Annotated in this window: 11 protein-coding genes; 4 read left to right on the plus strand and 7 right to left on the minus strand. The window is 74.5% G+C overall.

Translation table 11 applies throughout. The features are described 5' to 3' along the window. A partial coding sequence (locus ACH4NX_RS15570; RefSeq protein ID WP_398127509.1) for an RICIN domain-containing protein occupies positions 1 to 798 on the plus strand: 798 nt, incomplete at its 5' end. Positions 799 to 938: 140 nt separating this feature from the next. Here the strand turns inward: ACH4NX_RS15570 and ACH4NX_RS15575 are convergent. The 3 genes from ACH4NX_RS15575 to ACH4NX_RS15585 all read right to left on the minus strand — a co-directional run bounded on the left by ACH4NX_RS15575 (position 939) and on the right by ACH4NX_RS15585 (position 4,668). Then, positions 939 to 3,053 carry an ATP-binding protein gene (locus ACH4NX_RS15575; protein ID WP_398127667.1) on the minus strand — a complete coding sequence of 705 codons (2,115 nt, stop codon included), beginning with the start codon at positions 3,051 to 3,053 and terminating at the stop codon, positions 939 to 941. A gap of 11 nt (positions 3,054 to 3,064) precedes the next feature. Beyond that, entirely contained in the window at positions 3,065 to 3,805 is a 741-nt protein-coding gene (locus tag ACH4NX_RS15580; RefSeq protein ID WP_351401252.1) for a DUF4255 domain-containing protein, read from the minus strand. 173 nt (positions 3,806 to 3,978) lie between these two features. Continuing rightward, positions 3,979 to 4,668, minus strand: a complete 690-nt coding sequence (locus ACH4NX_RS15585; protein ID WP_398127510.1) for a LuxR C-terminal-related transcriptional regulator — start codon at positions 4,666 to 4,668, stop codon at positions 3,979 to 3,981. A gap of 411 nt (positions 4,669 to 5,079) precedes the next feature. On the opposite strand from ACH4NX_RS15585, the gene ACH4NX_RS15590 reads away from it, so the two are divergent. Next, on the plus strand, positions 5,080 to 8,214 hold the full coding sequence (locus tag ACH4NX_RS15590; protein WP_398127511.1) for an AAA family ATPase: 3,135 nt from the start codon (positions 5,080 to 5,082) through the stop codon (positions 8,212 to 8,214). A 197-nt stretch (positions 8,215 to 8,411) separates the two neighbouring features. Here the strand turns inward: ACH4NX_RS15590 and ACH4NX_RS15595 are convergent, their stop codons facing one another. From ACH4NX_RS15595 to ACH4NX_RS15605, 3 genes are all read right to left on the minus strand, one after another. Continuing rightward, entirely contained in the window at positions 8,412 to 9,296 is an 885-nt protein-coding gene (locus tag ACH4NX_RS15595; RefSeq protein ID WP_351401256.1) for an aminoglycoside phosphotransferase family protein, read from the minus strand. Positions 9,297 to 9,369: 73 nt separating this feature from the next. Continuing rightward, positions 9,370 to 10,872 (minus strand): MFS transporter, encoded by a 1,503-nt coding sequence (locus ACH4NX_RS15600; RefSeq protein ID WP_351401258.1) that lies wholly within the window; start codon positions 10,870 to 10,872, stop codon positions 9,370 to 9,372. Positions 10,873 to 11,033: 161 nt separating this feature from the next. After that, positions 11,034 to 12,194, minus strand: a complete 1,161-nt coding sequence (locus ACH4NX_RS15605; RefSeq protein WP_398127512.1) for an NAD(P)-binding protein — start codon at positions 12,192 to 12,194, stop codon at positions 11,034 to 11,036. A 152-nt stretch (positions 12,195 to 12,346) separates the two neighbouring features. Between ACH4NX_RS15605 and ACH4NX_RS15610 the strand changes: the two genes are divergently transcribed. Continuing rightward, positions 12,347 to 13,045 (plus strand): pentapeptide repeat-containing protein, encoded by a 699-nt coding sequence (locus ACH4NX_RS15610; RefSeq protein WP_398127513.1) that lies wholly within the window; start codon positions 12,347 to 12,349, stop codon positions 13,043 to 13,045. Between the two features lie 60 nt (positions 13,046 to 13,105). On the opposite strand, the gene ACH4NX_RS15615 is transcribed toward ACH4NX_RS15610, so the two are convergent. After that, positions 13,106 to 13,606: a hypothetical protein gene (locus ACH4NX_RS15615; RefSeq protein WP_279563897.1), complete on the minus strand. Its 501-nt coding sequence runs from the start codon at positions 13,604 to 13,606 to the stop codon at positions 13,106 to 13,108. Positions 13,607 to 13,765: 159 nt separating this feature from the next. Between ACH4NX_RS15615 and ACH4NX_RS15620 the strand changes: the two genes are divergently transcribed. Then, positions 13,766 to 15,508 (plus strand): protein kinase, encoded by a 1,743-nt coding sequence (locus ACH4NX_RS15620; protein WP_398127514.1) that lies wholly within the window; start codon positions 13,766 to 13,768, stop codon positions 15,506 to 15,508. Positions 15,509 to 15,613: the final 105 nt, after the last annotated feature.

The following is a 15,613-nucleotide window of genomic DNA, read 5'->3' on the forward strand; positions in this document are numbered from 1 at the left end:
TTCCTCGGTATCGCCCTCGCGCTGACCCTGGCGTTCGTGATGATCTGGATCGCCTACAAGCCGCAGGTCCGCACCAGCGCCACCGAACAGCTGGAGCAGACGGGCACCGCGCTCGCGCCGAGCCCCAGCGCCAGCGCCGGCGCGGAGAAGCTGCCGAGCGCGGAGGAGCCGGCCCTCGCCCAGCCCCCCGCGCCGCAGCAGACCACCGAGGAACCGAAGAAGGACGCCGGCGGTGACGGCGGCGGTGGTGGCGGTGGTGGCGGCGGTGGCGGTGGCGCGGAGCAGACCGAGGAGCCGGCCGCGGAGCCCGACGTCGTGCCCGCCAGCAGGGTCCTGCTGCGCAACACCACCACCGAGTTCTGCGCCGAGCTCCCGGGGCACGAGAAGGGGCAGATCAACGGCCCCGTATGGCAGTCCGTCTGCGATCCCACCGATGCCGACAACCAACTCTGGAACCTGGAGGTGAAGTACCCGAAGGGCGGACCCGGCGGGACGGCGCTCTTCCAGATCCGGAACGTGAAGGACCAGCTCTGCATGGACCTGCCCGAGTACGGGGCCAACCCCATCAGGACGGCGGTCACCGAGTTCACCTGCACCGGCACGAACGCCGACAACCAGCTCTGGTGGGTCGACAAGCAGAAGAGCGGCAACTACTGGATCCGCAACTTCGCCAGCAACAACGCGTGCCTGGACGTCGCCGGATCGAGCGTCCGCGTCATCGACGCCAAGATGATGATCTACGACTGCGCCAACTCCGACGACGCGGAGTGGCAGATCCTCCCGTCGAACCAGGCCTGAGCCGTTCGATCACCGGCCCCTCGATCGCCGGCCCCTCGATCGCCGGCCCCGCCGCACGGGGCCGGTGATCGAGGGGCCGGCCGCCATTCACGGCGACGCCCGAAGGGCGGCTTCGTCGGCTGGGGAGCGACGGCGGGCGTCTACCAGACCGCCTCGCCCGGCACCAGCCGGCCGGCCTTGCGGTACTCACGGCGGGCGCCCTCCAGGAGGTCGTCCGCCGTCACATGCCCCCCGCGTCCGGCGGCGAGATAGGCGGCGGTGACCACCGCGCTGCGGATCGAACCGCCGGCCAGCTCGAAGTCCCGGGCCAGCGGGGCCGGATCGATGCCGTCGTCGGACGGCACGTGCGACAGACCGTGCCGCCACAGCGCCAGACGCTGACCGGCGTCCGGGAACGGGAAGTCGACCACCAGGTCCAGGCGCCGGGTGAACGCCTCGTCGATGTTGGCCCGCAGGTTGGTGGTGAGCAGGGCGATGCCGTCGAAGGACTCCAGACGCTGGAGCAGGTAGGCGCTCTCCATGTTGGCGTACCGGTCGTGCGAGTCCTTGACCTCGGAGCGCTTGCCGAAGACGGCGTCGGCCTCGTCGAAGAGGAGCACGGCGTCGGTGCGGTCGGCCTCCGTGAAGATCCGTTCGAGGTTCTTCTCGGTCTCGCCGACGTACTTGTCCACGACCGACGACAACTGGACCACGTAGAGGTCCAGGCCCAGGTCGGCCGCGACGACCTCCGCCGACAGGGTCTTGCCGGTGCCCGACTCGCCCGCGAACAGACCGAGGACCCCCCGGCCGCGTCCGCCGCCCGCGCTGAGCCGCCAGTCGCCGAGGACGCGGTCGCGGTGGCGGGCGCGCAGGGCGAGTTCGTGCAGCTGGACAAGGGGCTTGTCGGGCAGGACCAGGTCCCCCCAGTCCACGTCGGGCCGGATCCGGCGGGCGTGGCTCTCCAGGCCGGAGGCCGACTGCCGGCGGGCCGCGAGCCGGACGTGGGCGGCGGTGAGCGGGGTGCCGTCGAAGGCGGCGAGGGAGCGGGCGGCGAGCGCGGCCCGCTGGATGCGGTCGCCACCGAGCCGGTAGGGGGCGACGGCGTCGGCCAGGTCGAACGCGTCGCTGTCCGGTCCCAGCGCGGCCTGCCAGGCGGCCGCACCGCCGGCCAGGCGGCCCGGCGCGTCCAGGACCAGCGGGTCGGTCGGGGACCAGTGCGGGTCGTACGGTCGCGGGTCGGTGAGCAGCACGGTCACGTCCGTCGCCGCGGTCAGCGCTCGCACCAGCGGGCCCGGCTTCTCGGGCAGGCCCGACACCACGACGGCCCGGCCGGTGAGGCGCGCCTCGCGCAGCAGCTCGGGGACGTGGTCCTCGGGCCGGGAGCAGCGCAGCGCGTCGATGCCGGCGGCGTCCAGGACACAGGCGAGAGCGGCCAGACCGTCGCCCTCGCGCGGTTCGCGCAGGTAGGCGGTGAGCGGGCCGTCGTGCAGACGGGCGGCGAGGCGGCGTACGAAGTCGTCGGCGCCGGGCGCGGGCAGCGGATCCGGCATCGGGTGCAGCAGGTCGAGGAGGGCGGCGTCCGGGGTGTCGTCACCGAGCAGATGGCCGATCAGCCGGTCCGGGACCCGCAACGACCGGGTGAGGAAGGGGCGCTCGGGCTCCTCGACCACCAGCAGGCCGAGGGCGCGCAGCGGCGCGGAGGTGTGGAGGCGGGCCCGGGCCGCCGCCTGGTGCGGGGGCACCCCGCACAGGTCGAGGGCGAGGCCCACGGTGGCGCGACGGCGGCTCACGTCGTCGTTGAGGTAGCCGTAGAGCGGCTCGAAGGTGCGGTCGATGTCGGGGGCGAGGGAGATGAGCAGGAGCGCGATGTCCAGCTCGGTCAGCCACGTCCGCCCGGCCAGCCACGCCAGCCGGTCACCCGGGTCGGCCGGCCAGCCGGCGGACCCGTGCGGCGGGGCGGCGTCGCGAGCGTCGAGGACACCGGCGGCATCGGCATCGGTGGCGGCATCGGCAGCGGTGGCGGCGTCGGGAGTGGTGGTGGCCGCGGGCGCGTCGCCGGACGGCCAGGCGCGCAGCAGGTGCTGGACGGCCTCGTTGGACAGGTACAGGCCGCGCAGTGGGTCGTCGGCCGTGGGGTCGGTGGCCGAGCGGTGCTCGACCAGCGCGGTCACCTGCTCCCGCAGGGCGGCGAGGCGGGCGAGCAGCGTGTGTGCGGGATCGCCGTCGTACGGGGCGAACGCGGGGACACCGGAGGCGGCGGCCGACGTCGTCCGCACGGAGGGGGTGTTCACGGCTGGTCCGTACGGTCCGTACGGCGGCCGGCCGCGTCCTTGGGGGCGGCACGGTCCGCCGCGTTCTCGCGGGCCCTGCGGGCCGCCGCTTCTTCGCGGGCCGTGCGGACCGCGGCCACCTGGTGGGGACGGTGGGAGCGCCCTTCCGTCTTCGGCGGGTCGCCGTCCATACCGCGCAGCCGGACCATCGCGCCCTCGGTGACCGGGGGCCCGGCGTCGTACTCCGGGAAGGCCGGGAAGGGGGCGGTCACCACCAGGTCCAGGGACGGCTTCAGCTCGCCGCCCAGGGCGGACCAGATCTCGGCGAGGGAGCGGGACTCCGACTGGCTGCCGGCCACCGACAGCGGCATCGACAGGCCCAGCGCTCCGAGGGGACCGGGGAGTTCGCCGGGCGGCAGGAGCTCGTGGGGCAGCAGGGTCGCCAGTACGGCCGACAGCAACCGGTGTTCGTCCTGCGGGGTCTTCGTCCAGGCTGTCACCAGGTACGACAGCCGGAACCAGCGCGGCGGCCGACGGTGCCTCACCACGATGTCCCGCTCGTCACGCACCGAGATCTGGCCGCGATGGCGCCGGGTCACATCCTCACGGATGTCGTACAAGTAGGCGTTGACCACGGGGGCGTTGCGCCGGGCCGCCCAGTCGCGGGTGGGCGCTTCGAAGGCCACGTCGATGCCCGAGCCCGTCAACGTTCCACTGCCGAGGAGGCTCTTGACGACCTCGTCCACCTCGTGGATCACTCTTGCGCTCCCGCCCTGCCCGTACTGCCGTTCCGCCCGCTGCCGCGGCCTGTCACCAGTGTCACCGATCGTGCCCCGGGTGCCGGCCTGCCCGCGCGCGCGCCGGGGACGGCGGACGGGCAGGCGCCCTTGCCCTCGCGGCCCCGTGGGGTCGGTCTCGAATGCCCTTTCGGTCAGATGTAGCCTTCCCGCAGGGCATATGCCACGGCGTGCGCGCGGTTGCGCAGGTGAAGCCGCGTGGTGAGTCCGTGCATGACGTTCTTGACGGTCCGTTCGGAGTAGGACAGCTTGCCCGCGATCTCTCCGGTGTCGAGGCCCTCGGCCACCAGGCGCAGGACGTCCACCTCGCGTGGCGCGAGCCCCAGCGAGGGGGCGCCGGGACGGCCCGCCGCGCCCCGGTGCAACGTGCCCACCTGGGAGATGAGCCGGCCGAGCAGGTCGGCGGGCAGGTCGCCGTCGCCGCGGGAGGCGGCCAGCACCGCCTGCACCAGCCGGTGGGCGGTGGCCTCGTGCCGCCAGACGATGGCGCCGACGCCGCACTCGACGACGTCCAGCAGTTCGCTCTCACGGATCGTGCCGATCACGAGCACGGCGCGCGCGCCCTCGCTGCGCACGATCCTGCGCAGCCGGGTGAGCGCCGCCTCGTCGAGGGCGTCCTCGACGAGCAGGGCCACGGTGCCGGGGCCGGAGTCCTCGCGCAGGTCGATCTCCGGGTGCCGGCGCAACTGGCTGACCGCGCCCTCGCGGCTGATCGGGTCCGGAGCGGACACCGCCACCGGGACGCGCCGGTCGGTGACCCCGACGGCCGCGCCGGTGCTGGTGCCGATGGTGGATGTGGTGGTGGTCCGGGGTGAGTTGAGCAACCGTTTCCCCCCTGTTCACGAGCCCGCCGTCCGGCGCAGGCCAGTAGCGGATGAGCGTGTTCCACACTTCTGTGACGGATGGGACCGCGCAATCGTGGAGCACCACGAGGAACACCACGAGACCAGCGTGGAGACCGCCACGAACGGGCCGCCGTGGGAGCGTTTCAGCAGGTCAGGGAGGTTTGAGGGGCAGGTTCGGCAGTTCGTGACGCCGGGCGCGCAGCACCGTGAGCCTCGCCACAACCACCACCGTCACCACGACCACGACCGCGGCCACGGTCACAACCGCCGTGGCGGCCACCGCCCGGCCCACCGGACATCGTTGCCACGCGTGGGCCACTTCACACCACCCATGTCCGCATTCGTACGTCTCACAGAGCGGGGGAGCACCATCCACCACAGGAGGCACCGATGACCGGACCGCTCCGTGAGCGCGACGGCGCCCACGCGCTGCTCGCGGCCGAGACCGAGCGCGCCCGGACCGGCACCGGCGGTCTCGTGCTGCTGCGCGGCGCCACCGGCACCGGCCGCACCGCCGTCCTGGAGGCCGTCGTCCGGCACGCCGCGGACCGTGGCCTGCGAGTACTGAGCGTGCGCTGCTCGCCCGAGGACACCGGCGTGCCCTTCGCCGCGATCTGTCAGCTTCTGGGCCCGGTACCGGAGTTCACCGACCTGGTGCCCGGCGCTGACGACCGCGGCAGCGCGGCCCGGCTGTGGCGGCTGCTGCGCTCGTACGCCGACGAGGGGCCGCTGCTGGTGGCCGTGGACGACGTCCACCTGGCCGACGACGCCTCGCGGCGCTGGCTGGTCGAAGCGGCCCGGCGCGTCGACCGATTACCGGTACTGCTGGTGGCCACCGAGCGGAGCCAGTACGACATCGACCCGCGGCCCGCCGGACTCAGCCAGGCACTGTCCCCCTCCCTCGTCCGCACGCACACCCTCGCCCCGCTCAGCGACGCGGTGGCGGCCGGGCTGGTCCGGGACGCCTTCCCCACGGCCGGACCGCGCTGGACGGCGCAGTGCGTACGGGCGGGCGCCGGCAGTCCGTTGCTGCTGCACGCCCTGCTCGACGACCTGCGGGGCATCCCGCGGCCGGACGGCCCCGTGCCCTACGACGCGCCGCCCCTGCCCGACACCTGTGCCGCGCTGTATCCCGGGACCTACCCGGCGGCCGTCTCCTGGTGGCTGAACAGCGCCGGGCCCGCGACGGCCGACGTGGCCCGGTGCCTCGCGGCACTGGAACAGGCGTGGCCGACGGACACGGACGACGACCTTTCGGACGCCCGGGCGCACGACCCGGCGGACGGCCCGGCGGACCGGTCGGGCGGACGCGGGGAGCTCCGGCATGCCCTCGCACTCCCCGATGCGGGCACGTTCCGCGTCACCGAAGCCTCCGAGTCCGCGCAGACCACGAGAGCCACGCGGCCCACGCGGCGTGGCGAGGACGCGGAACACGTGTGGCCCGACCCGTACACACGGCGCGCCCCCCGGCAGGACGACCCGTACGCGGAGCCCGCGCCCCAGGGCCGTACGGCCCCCGCGGGGGCCGGGGACCCGGTCGACCTGCTCGCCGAGGCGGCCGGCGCCGACCCCGCGCGGGTCGCCGGATGGCTCGCCGCCATGACCCGGCTCGGTCTGCTGCGCCCCGACGCCCAAGGCCACCCCCGCTACGCGCACCCGCTGCTGCGCGACGCCGTGCTCACCGGCTGGCCCCGGCCCCGCCGGGAGGCCGCGCACCGGGCGGCGGCCGAGGCGATGCTGCGCCGGGGCGACCGGGTCGAGGCGGTCGCCCGGCACCTGCTGCGCACGCCGGTCGTCGGCCTGCCCTGGGCCTTGCGCGTCCTGCGCGACGCGGTCACGGTCGCCGTGCACGACGCCCGCCCCGACGACGCCGTCGGCTACCTGCGCCGGGCGCTGGACGAGCCGCTGCCGGACGACCTCCGCCAGCGGCTGCTGACCGAACTGGGCTCCCTGGAGTACGCGTCGGCCGACACCCCGGCGGCCATCGCGCGCCTCGCCGAGGCCCAGCACCTGCCGGCCGACCCCCGCAACCGGGTGCGTACGGCCGTGGCCCTCGGCACCGCCCTGGCCGGACGCGGCGAGATCCGTACGGCCATGGAGGTGCTGCGCCGCACGGAGGTCCGGCTGTCCGGCCACCCGGGCCTGACCCGCACCGTGCAGACCGCCGGCGTGCTGCTGTCCGACGTGGACCTGGCGACCCGGCAGGAGGTGTACCGGTGGCTGTGCGAGACCGGCGAGCACTCCCCGGAGCTGGTGGGCACCGCGGGGCAGGCCCTGCTCGTGCGGTACGCGGCGACGGCCGCGCTGATCTCGGCCGAGGACGCGATGACCCGCGTACGGGCCCTGCTGGCGCAGCCCACCGACCCGCTCGCCGAGCCCTTCCTGCTGGGTACGGCCGCCGCGGTCGCCCAGTGGGCCGACGAACTCGACGAGGCGGACCGGCTCGTGGAGCGCGGCCTGGCCGGACAGCACCCCGCCCTGCTCCACCCGATGCAGCACGCGCTCCTCAACACCCGCGCCGACATCGCCGCGGCCCGCGGCGACCACGCCCGGCTGCTCGCCACCGGCCCCGGCCCCGGTTTCGGTTTCGGCTCCGGCTTCCGCCGCGACGTGGCGGCGGGCGGGACGAGGGCGCCGTCCGGCTCCGGGCCCACCAACCGGGACGCCCACGCCCTGATGGCCCTGGTCCACACCGGCCGCACCGAGGAGGCGGGGCGGCTCGCGGGCGCCTTCGACCTGCGCCGGGCACCGGAGTCCTGGGAGCTGAACCGCTTCCTGTACGCGCGGGGCGTGCAGCGGGCCGCCGCAGGTGACCCGGCGGGCGCGATCCAGGACTTCCTGGAGAGCGGACGGCGCCAGTCCGCCCGCGAGGTGATCAGCCCGGTCGTCACCCCGTGGCGGACCGCGGTCGCGGAGTGCCGGCTGGTCCTGGGCGGCGGCCAGGAGGCACTCGCCCTGGCGACGGAGGAGCTGCGGCTGGCCCGGGTGTGGAACACCCCGCGCACGGTGGGCCGCGCCCTGCGCGTGCTGGGCACCGCGACCGGCGGGCGGCGCGGCCTGGAGCTGGCCGAGGAAGCCGTACGCACCCTGCGGGACGCGCCCGCCGACACCGGCATGGAGCTGGTCGAGGCGCTCATCGGCCAGGGCCGTCAGCTCACCGCCGCCGGTGAACGCGGCCGCGCCCGCGACTGCCTGCGCGAGGCGGCGGAGCTGGCCGAGGGCAAGGGCGCCGTGCGGCTGCTCACCCTGGCAGGGCAGGCCCTGCGGGAGAGCGGCGCCCGGGGCCCGGTGACGGCCCGTACCGGATCCGGGGCGCTGACCGGCAGTGAGCGCCGTATCGCCGAACTGGCCGCCGGCGGGCGGACGAACACCGAGATAGCCGACCTGCTGCACCTGGCCCGGCGCACCGTGGAGACCCACCTGACCAGCACGTACCGCAAGCTGCGGATACGCCGCAGGACCGAGCTGCCCGGCGCGCTGGCCCTGGGCCGGACCGAGGACGCGCGGCCCACCGCTCAGGACTGAGGGCCGGCGGGGGTGCGGTACGCCCGGCGCGGCGCGCGACTTCGTGGTACGCCCCCTCGCGGCTCGCGGCTCGCGGCTCGCGGCTCGCGGCTCGCGGCTCGCGGCTCGCGGCTCGCGGCTCGCGGCATGCGATCGGCTTCGGGGCCGGTTCCGTGGTCGGCCGTCGTCTCGGCCAGCAGCCGCCCGGTGACCGGAGCTCACGCCGCCGTTCGCAGCAGCCGCCCGATCTCCAGCTGCTCGACCTCCAGCGGGTCGCCGTCCTCCACGTTCCACAGGCAGTTCTGCAGGACGCGGCCGAGGGACCAGGCGCGGGCCCGTTCCCGGTCCAGTGCGAGGACGTCGGTCATGGCGTCGAAGCGCCACCGGGTCTCGTCCGGGTCGTAACGGTTGTCGAGGGCCGGCAACAGGTCGAAACCGGGGTCGCCGGCCAGCGGTTTGGGGTCGATGGCGAGCCACGGGGCCCGGTCCGAGCCGAGGACGTTGTCGTAGTGCAGGTCCCAGTGCAGCAGCCGGTCACCGGGCTCGTCCGCGACCTCGCGCACGGCGGCGGCGCAGTCGGCGACCAAGCGGCGGTCCGCCGGGTCAGGGATGTGCTCCAGCGCCCGCGGCGTCCGCTCCAGCATGCCGCGCGCGGCGTCACCGAGCCCGCGCACGCCGGGCGGTGCGGGAACCCTGGTGAGGTGGGCGAGCAGCCGGGCGATGACGAGGACGGCCTCGCGGGAGTCCTCGACGTGGCCGAGCGTGCGGGCCGAGTCCAGGCGCTCCAGGAGCATCGTGCCGGTGGCCGCGTCGTGGTCGAGCAGCCGCACCGCCCCGTCGCCGTCCCACAGCCGCAGCGCGACGGGCTCGCCCTCGGTCTCCGCGTCGAGGATCTGGAGTTTCAGCGCGGCCGGCGTGCCGTCTCGGCGTACGACGGGCAGTACGAGGGCGGCCCAGCCGTGCATCGACGGCCCGTCCAGGCGCAGTTCCCAGCGGTCCAGGAAACCGGCCGCCAGTGCGGGCAGCTCGTCGATGAAGGCGCGGCCCGCCTCTCCGTTGTACTTCGCCTGCGCGACGGCGAGCGCGTCCGGAACCTCGATCATGTCGGCCGACGCTACCGGCGGACGGCGTGGCGGTCACGCGGATATCGGGCCGGGGAGCCGTGGCCCGGTCCGGTCAGGCCACCGGTTCCGGCACCGGCCGGTCGGCCGGAGGGCCGTCCTTCGGAGCCTTGGCCGTCACCATCAGGCCCGCGATCAGGGCCGCCAGCAGCATGACGCCGGCGGCCAGCCAGATGGCGACCGTGTAGCCGTGGACGATGCCCTCCCGGACGACCGACGCCCGCTGCGACGGGTCGGTGAGGTGGGAGGCGACGTAGGACGCGCTGGTGCTGGTGGCGATGGTGTTGAGCAGCGCCGTGCCGATCGAGCCGCCCACCTGCTGCGAGGTGTTGACCGTCGCCGAGGTCACGCCGGAGTCCCGCGGGGCGACCCCGGCGGTGGCGGTGGAGAAGACCGGCATGAAGGTCAGGCCCATGCCGAGACCCATGAGGATCAGCGCGGGCAGGATCTCGGAGGCGTATTCCGAGTCCACGGTCATCCGGGTGAGGATCACCATGCCGCCGGAGGCGAGGAGCATGCCGGGGACCATCAGCGTGCGCGGGCCCACGTGGCGCAGCAGCCGGGCCGAGATCTGCGTGGAGCCGATGACGATCGAGGCGGTCATCGGCAGGAACGCGAGGCCGGTCCGTACGGGGGAGTAGCCGAGGATGGTCTGGAGGTAGTAGGTCATGAACAGGAACATCCCGAACATGCCGATGACGGCCAGCATCATCGTCAGGAAGCAGCCGGCGCGGTTGCGGTCGCGGATGACGTGCAGGGGCAGCAGGGGACTCGCGGCGCGGGCCTGCCACCACACGAAGACCGCGAGGAGTACGACGCCCGCGGCGAACAGCGCCAGCACCAGCGGGTCGGTCCAGCCGCGTGGCTGCGCCTCGCTGAAGCCGTAGACGAGGGCGACCAGGCCGCCGCAGCCGAGGAACACGCCGGGGACGTCGAGGCGGGCGTCGGACTGACCGGGACGGTCTTTCAGCAGGACCAGGGCGCCGATCACGGCGGCGACGGCGATGGGGATGTTGACGTACAGGCACCAGCGCCAGTTCAGGTACTCCGTGAGCACACCGCCGACGAGGAAACCGACGGCGGCGCCGCTGCCGGCCAGCGTGCCGTAGATGCCGAAGGCCTTCCCGCGCTCCTTCGGATCGGTGAAGGCCGTCGCCAGCAGGGAGAGCGCGGACGGCGCGAGGACGGCGGCGAAGACGCCCTGGAGGGCGCGGGCGCCGAAGAGCATCGCCGGGGTGGTGGCGGCGCCGCCGATCGCGGACACGGCGGCGAAGCCGATGAGCCCGATGACGAAGGTGCGTCTGCGTCCCACCAGGTCCGCGACCCGGCCGCCGAGCAGCAGCAGCCCGCCGAACGCGAGGGTGTAGGCGGTGATCACCCACTGGCGGTTGGTGTCGGACATGCCCAGGTCGCGCTGCGCGGAGGGCAGCGCGATGTTCACGATGGTCGCGTCGAGGACGACCATCAGCTGGGCCAGGGCGATGACCACCAACCCCCACCAGCGGCGGGGATCGGCCTCCGCGGGCGCGGCCGGCCCACCTGTCCGGGTGCCACTCATCTGGTCAGAAGACCATGAAACGGGGCGTATCGCATCCCGTTGCGGCGGCCGAGGGTCCCGCGAGGCCCCGAGAGGCCCCGCGAGGCCCCGAGAGGCCCCGCGAGGCCCCGAGAGGCCCCGAGAGGTCTTGCGCGGGAGGCGACGCGACGCGACCGGCGGCCTCACGCGTGCTCGACGTCCAGCTCCCGCCGGCCGAGTGCCAGCGACACCGCCGTCAGGGCGCTGTTGAACGACACCTCCGACAGCAGGCCCGGCGCGGCGACCTGGTCACCGGCGAGATACACCCCGTCGCCGCGGTCGACGGCGGGCCGGTCGCGCCAGGTGGTGCCGGGCGGGTCCACCGCGCCGGTACGGCCGTTCGCGATCGCCTCGCGCCGCCAGGTGAGGCGCTCGCGCCAGCCGGGGAAGCCGAGGTCGAGCAGTTCCTCGGCACGGGCGGTGCCGTCGGCCTTCGACTCGTGGGGTGCGATCGGGATCTGTCCCTGGATCAGCTGCTCGCCGGCCGGAGCCAGGGTGCGGTCCTGCGCCGTGAACCGTTCGATCCAGCCCGGCGCGTCCAGGTCGGAGATCGCGAAGGCGTCACCGCGCCGGGTCCGTACGGCCAGGTCGATCAGGGTGGTGCGCCCGCTCGGCCAGGTCAGCGAGGGCTCGCCCAGCAGGCGACGGGCGGCGTCCAGGGAGGTGGCGACGACGACGGGGGCGCCGGCCGGGACCGTGTCGACGCGGGAGAGGGTCTCCACCCGGACCCCGAGGTTCCACGCCAGGGCGGCCATCCGGTCGATCACCCCGGACCAGCCGCCGCGCGGGTAGTGCGCCTCGGGCGGCAGCTTGGCGGCCCGGCGCAGGCGTTCCCGCACGAAGGCGGCGGAGAGTGACCCGGGGTCGTGGTGGAAGAGGGCGACGGCGCAGTAGTGCGCGGCGGCCCGGGCGCCCTCCTCGCCCGCGACACCGGTCGCCCAGGTCAGGAAGTCGGTGTCGACCGGCGCCGGTCCGACGCCCCGGCGCAGCAGCTTGAGCATGGCGAGGGGCGGGGTGCGGCGCAGCGCGCCCTTGTGGCGCAGCCGCAGCCGGGCCCCCTCCAGCGGCGGGACCGGCGCGAGCGGGCCGATCAGGCCGCGCTGTCGCAGCCACGTCCAGTGCGGGCCGCCGTTGTAGAGGGCGTGCGGGCCGTCGTTGGTCCGGTAGCGGTCTTCGGCCGTCCGGGCCCGTCCGCCGAGGGTGTGGTGCGCCTCGTGGACGGTGACCTTGGCGCCCGCCTCGGCGGCGGTGATGGCCGCGGTCAGTCCGGCGAAGCCGCCGCCGATGACGGTGATGCGATGCATGGCTGGTGCTCTCCCTCGGTCGGGGCCGCCTGGCGTGATGCCTGTCCGCCAGTACGACGACCGCGGCGACGCCGGATGTGACATGAGGGCGGGGCGAAAGGGCGTTCGCGTAGGTCAGTGCGGTTGTCAGTGGTGGGGTGCAGCATGGGGGCATGGCGAGGAAAGCGGCGGGCGGCGGCGGGGGTACGAGGACGACGGTGCGGGCGGCGCGGCGCCCGGGGCTGCGGCTGCCACCGCTGGAGCCCCATGACGGAGCGGAGCTGGAGCCGGACGGGGACTACGACGCGCTGGAGTTCCGGGAGACGGACTTCGCCGGGCAGGACGGGGCGGGCGCCCGTTTCATGGACTGCGCGCTGACGGGATGCGCGCTGGACGAGGCGTCCCTGACCCGGGCCCGGTTGCTCGACTCGGTACTCACCGGTGTCCGCGGCGTCGGTACGCAGCTCGCCGAGGCGACCCTGCGCGACGTCGAGCTGGTCGACGCCCGCCTGGGCGGTACCCAGCTGCACGGTGCCGTGCTGGAACGGGTCCTGGTCCGCGGCGGCAAGATCGACTATCTCAACCTCCGCCGGGCCCGGCTCAAGGACGTCGTCTTCGAGAGCTGTGTCCTGGTCGAGCCGGACTTCGGGGGCGCCCGCCTGGAGCGGGTCGAGTTCGTGGACTGTGCTCTGAAGGGGGCGGACTTCAGCGCGGCGACCCTCACGGACGTCGACCTGCGCGGCGCCGCCCCGCTGGAGCTGGCCCGGGGGGTGGACCGGCTGTCGGGGGCGGTGATCAGTCCGGCCCAGCTGCTGGACCTGGCGCCGGTGCTGGCGGCGGAGCTGGGGTTGCGGGTGCAGGCGGGGGAGTAGCGCCGGGGGAGGCCAGGGGCGGGGAGAGCGGGCGCGGGGAGCGGCGCGGGGTCCGAGGGCTCAGGAGACGCGGGGGAAGCGGGCCTGGAGGGTCCAGATGGCCGGGTTGTCCGCCAGGTCGTCGTGCATGTCGGTGAGGTCGGCGATCAGGTCGTGCAGGAAGTCGCGGCACTCCCGGCGCAGTTCGGTGTGGGAGAAGGAGAGCGGGGGCTCGCTCTCCGGCAGCCACTCGGCCTCGATGTCGACCCACCCGAAGCGGCGCTCGAAGAGCAGGCGGTCGGCGGACTCGGTGAAGTCCAGCTCCGCCCACTGCGGCCGGGCGGCCCGGGAGCCCGCCGGGTCCCGGTCGACGCGCTCCACGATGTCGCACAGCGCCCAGGCGAAGTCGAGCACCGGCACCCATCCCCAGGCTGTGGAGATCTCCCGGTCCGCCTTGGTGTCGGCGAGATACACGTCCCCGCAGAACAGGTCGTGCCGCAGCGCGTGGACGTCCGCGCGGCGGTAGTCCGTCTGCGGGGGGTCGGGGAAGCGGGTGGAGAGGGCGTAGCCGATGTCGAGCACGCAGGTGATGGTGTCATGACCGTGGAACCGGCCGCCGCGTGCCGTTCGTGAGTCAGGGTGGCGGTCGGCGCAACTGCCGTCGGGGCACCGGGTTTTCACAGGCACGACTCGTGTCTCTATCCTCATGCGCACGGTGTCGCCAGGAACGAGGGAGCACGAATGAACGGGTTGGAGCCGGGCGATCCCGAATGGGTCGGTACCTACCGGCTGCTCGGCAGGCTCGGTGAGGGCGGCATGGGGCGGGTGTACCTGGCGCGTTCCGACCGGGGCCGGACGGTGGCCGTCAAGACCGTCCGCGAGGAACTGGCCCGCCAGCCCGACTTCCGGCGGCGCTTCGCGCAGGAGGTGAAGGCGGCGCAGCGCGTCGGCGGCGAGTGGACCGCGCCCGTGCTGGACGCCGACACCCAGGCGCCGACCCCCTGGCTCGCCACCGGCTATGTCGCCGGGCCCTCGCTCGCCGAGGTCGTGGACCAGCAGTACGGGCCACTGCCCCCCGCCTCCCTGCGGGTGCTGGCGGCGGGCCTGTTGCGGGCGCTGCAGACCATCCACGGCGCCGGTCTCGTGCACCGCGACCTCAAGCCCTCCAACATCCTGGTGACCATCGACGGCCCCCGCGTCATCGACTTCGGCATCGCCCGCGCGCTGGACGTGTCCACACAGTCCGCGGAAGGGTTCACCCGCACGGGGGCCGTCGTGGGCTCGCCGGGGTTCATGTCCCCCGAGCAGGTGCGCGGGGAGAAGGTGTCGTACGCCAGCGACATCTTCTGCCTCGGCGCGGTGCTGGCCTACGCCGCGACGGGCCGGATGCCCTTCGGTACCGACGAGGGCGGGATGCACTCGCTGCTCTTCCGCATCGCGACCGAGGAGGCGGACCTCTCCCGCGTACCTGATGACTGGCAGGGGCTGGTCGCGGCCTGCCTGGTCAAGGACCCCGACAAGCGCCCCACCCCGGACGAGCTGCTGACGTCGATCGAGGACATGGAGGGCGCGGACGCCGCGCGGGGCGGTGCGTGGCTGCCCGGCGAGGTGCTGGCCGAGCTGGGCCGGCACGCCGTGCAGCTCCTGGACAGCGAGGATCCGGAGAAGCGTGTGCCCCTCGGGGCGCCTGTCGCGGGCTTCGGCCCGCCGCCCACCGCCTTCGGCCCGTCGACACCCCCGGGGCCGCTCCCCACGCCGTTCGGTGCCCAGCCGGGCCCCCAGCGGTCTCCGGCGTACGCCACGCCCGTCCCCGGGCCGGCCGCCACCCCCTCCCCGTACGCCCGGCGGCCCATGCGCCCGCTCCGGGGGCTGGCCCTGACCCTGAACGCCCTGCTCGGCGTGTACGCCTTCCTGCTGCTGGCCCGCGGTGCCGTGCTCGGGCAGGTGCTCGTCCAGCTCGGCGATCTCGACAGCGACGAGTCCCCGCGCGCCATCGAGAGTTTCGACGACTGGGTCCTCGCGTCCGATCTGCTCTCCGGCCTCAACGGGCTGGCGATCATGGGGGCGGCGGGGATGTGGGTGTGCTGGTTCCGCCACACGTGGCTGAACGCCGACGCGCTCGCGCCGGGCCGGGTCCGCTACGGCCCCGGTCTGGCGGCGGGTGCCTGGTTCATCCCCGTCGCCAACTTCTACCTGCCCAAGCAGATCGCCAACGACATCTGGACGGCGACGACCGGCCGTGCGAAGGGCGCCGGGCGGTGGCTGGTGCACACCTGGTGGTGGCTCTGGCTCGCCCACTTCGTGACGTTCATGAACGACTCGTTCCAGGTCTGGAACGAGGACAAACTGGTCGAGGACGCCAGGGAGAGCGTCATCAACTCCCAGGGCGCCAACGTTGTCGGCATCGTGAGCACCGTGCTGGCGATGGTCCTGGTCTCCCGGCTCACCTCGCTCCAGCGGGCCCGCGCCGCCCAGGCCGCCTGAGCGGCGCGGGGGAGGCGCGGGCGCCCGTCCGGCCCGGCCTGCCCCGTCCGGTGGCCTGCCCCGCCCGGCCCGGAGCGCCCCGTGAACACGCCGCACGGACGCGCG

The sequence above is a fragment of the Streptomyces sp. NPDC017225 genome (assembly GCF_044331465.1).
Classification (GTDB): domain Bacteria; phylum Actinomycetota; class Actinomycetes; order Streptomycetales; family Streptomycetaceae; genus Streptomyces.

Coding starts and splice junctions, on each gene's coding strand:
- ACH4NX_RS15590 (WP_398127511.1), top strand. CDS start 5,080: ATGACCGGACCGCTCCGTGAGCGCGACGGCGCCCACGCGCTGCTCGCG.
- ACH4NX_RS15595 (WP_351401256.1), bottom strand. CDS start 9,296: ATGATCGAGGTTCCGGACGCGCTCGCCGTCGCGCAGGCGAAGTACAAC.
- ACH4NX_RS15600 (WP_351401258.1), bottom strand. CDS start 10,872: ATGAGTGGCACCCGGACAGGTGGGCCGGCCGCGCCCGCGGAGGCCGAT.
- ACH4NX_RS15605 (WP_398127512.1), bottom strand. CDS start 12,194: ATGCATCGCATCACCGTCATCGGCGGCGGCTTCGCCGGACTGACCGCG.
- ACH4NX_RS15610 (WP_398127513.1), top strand. CDS start 12,347: ATGGCGAGGAAAGCGGCGGGCGGCGGCGGGGGTACGAGGACGACGGTG.
- ACH4NX_RS15620 (WP_398127514.1), top strand. CDS start 13,766: ATGAACGGGTTGGAGCCGGGCGATCCCGAATGGGTCGGTACCTACCGG.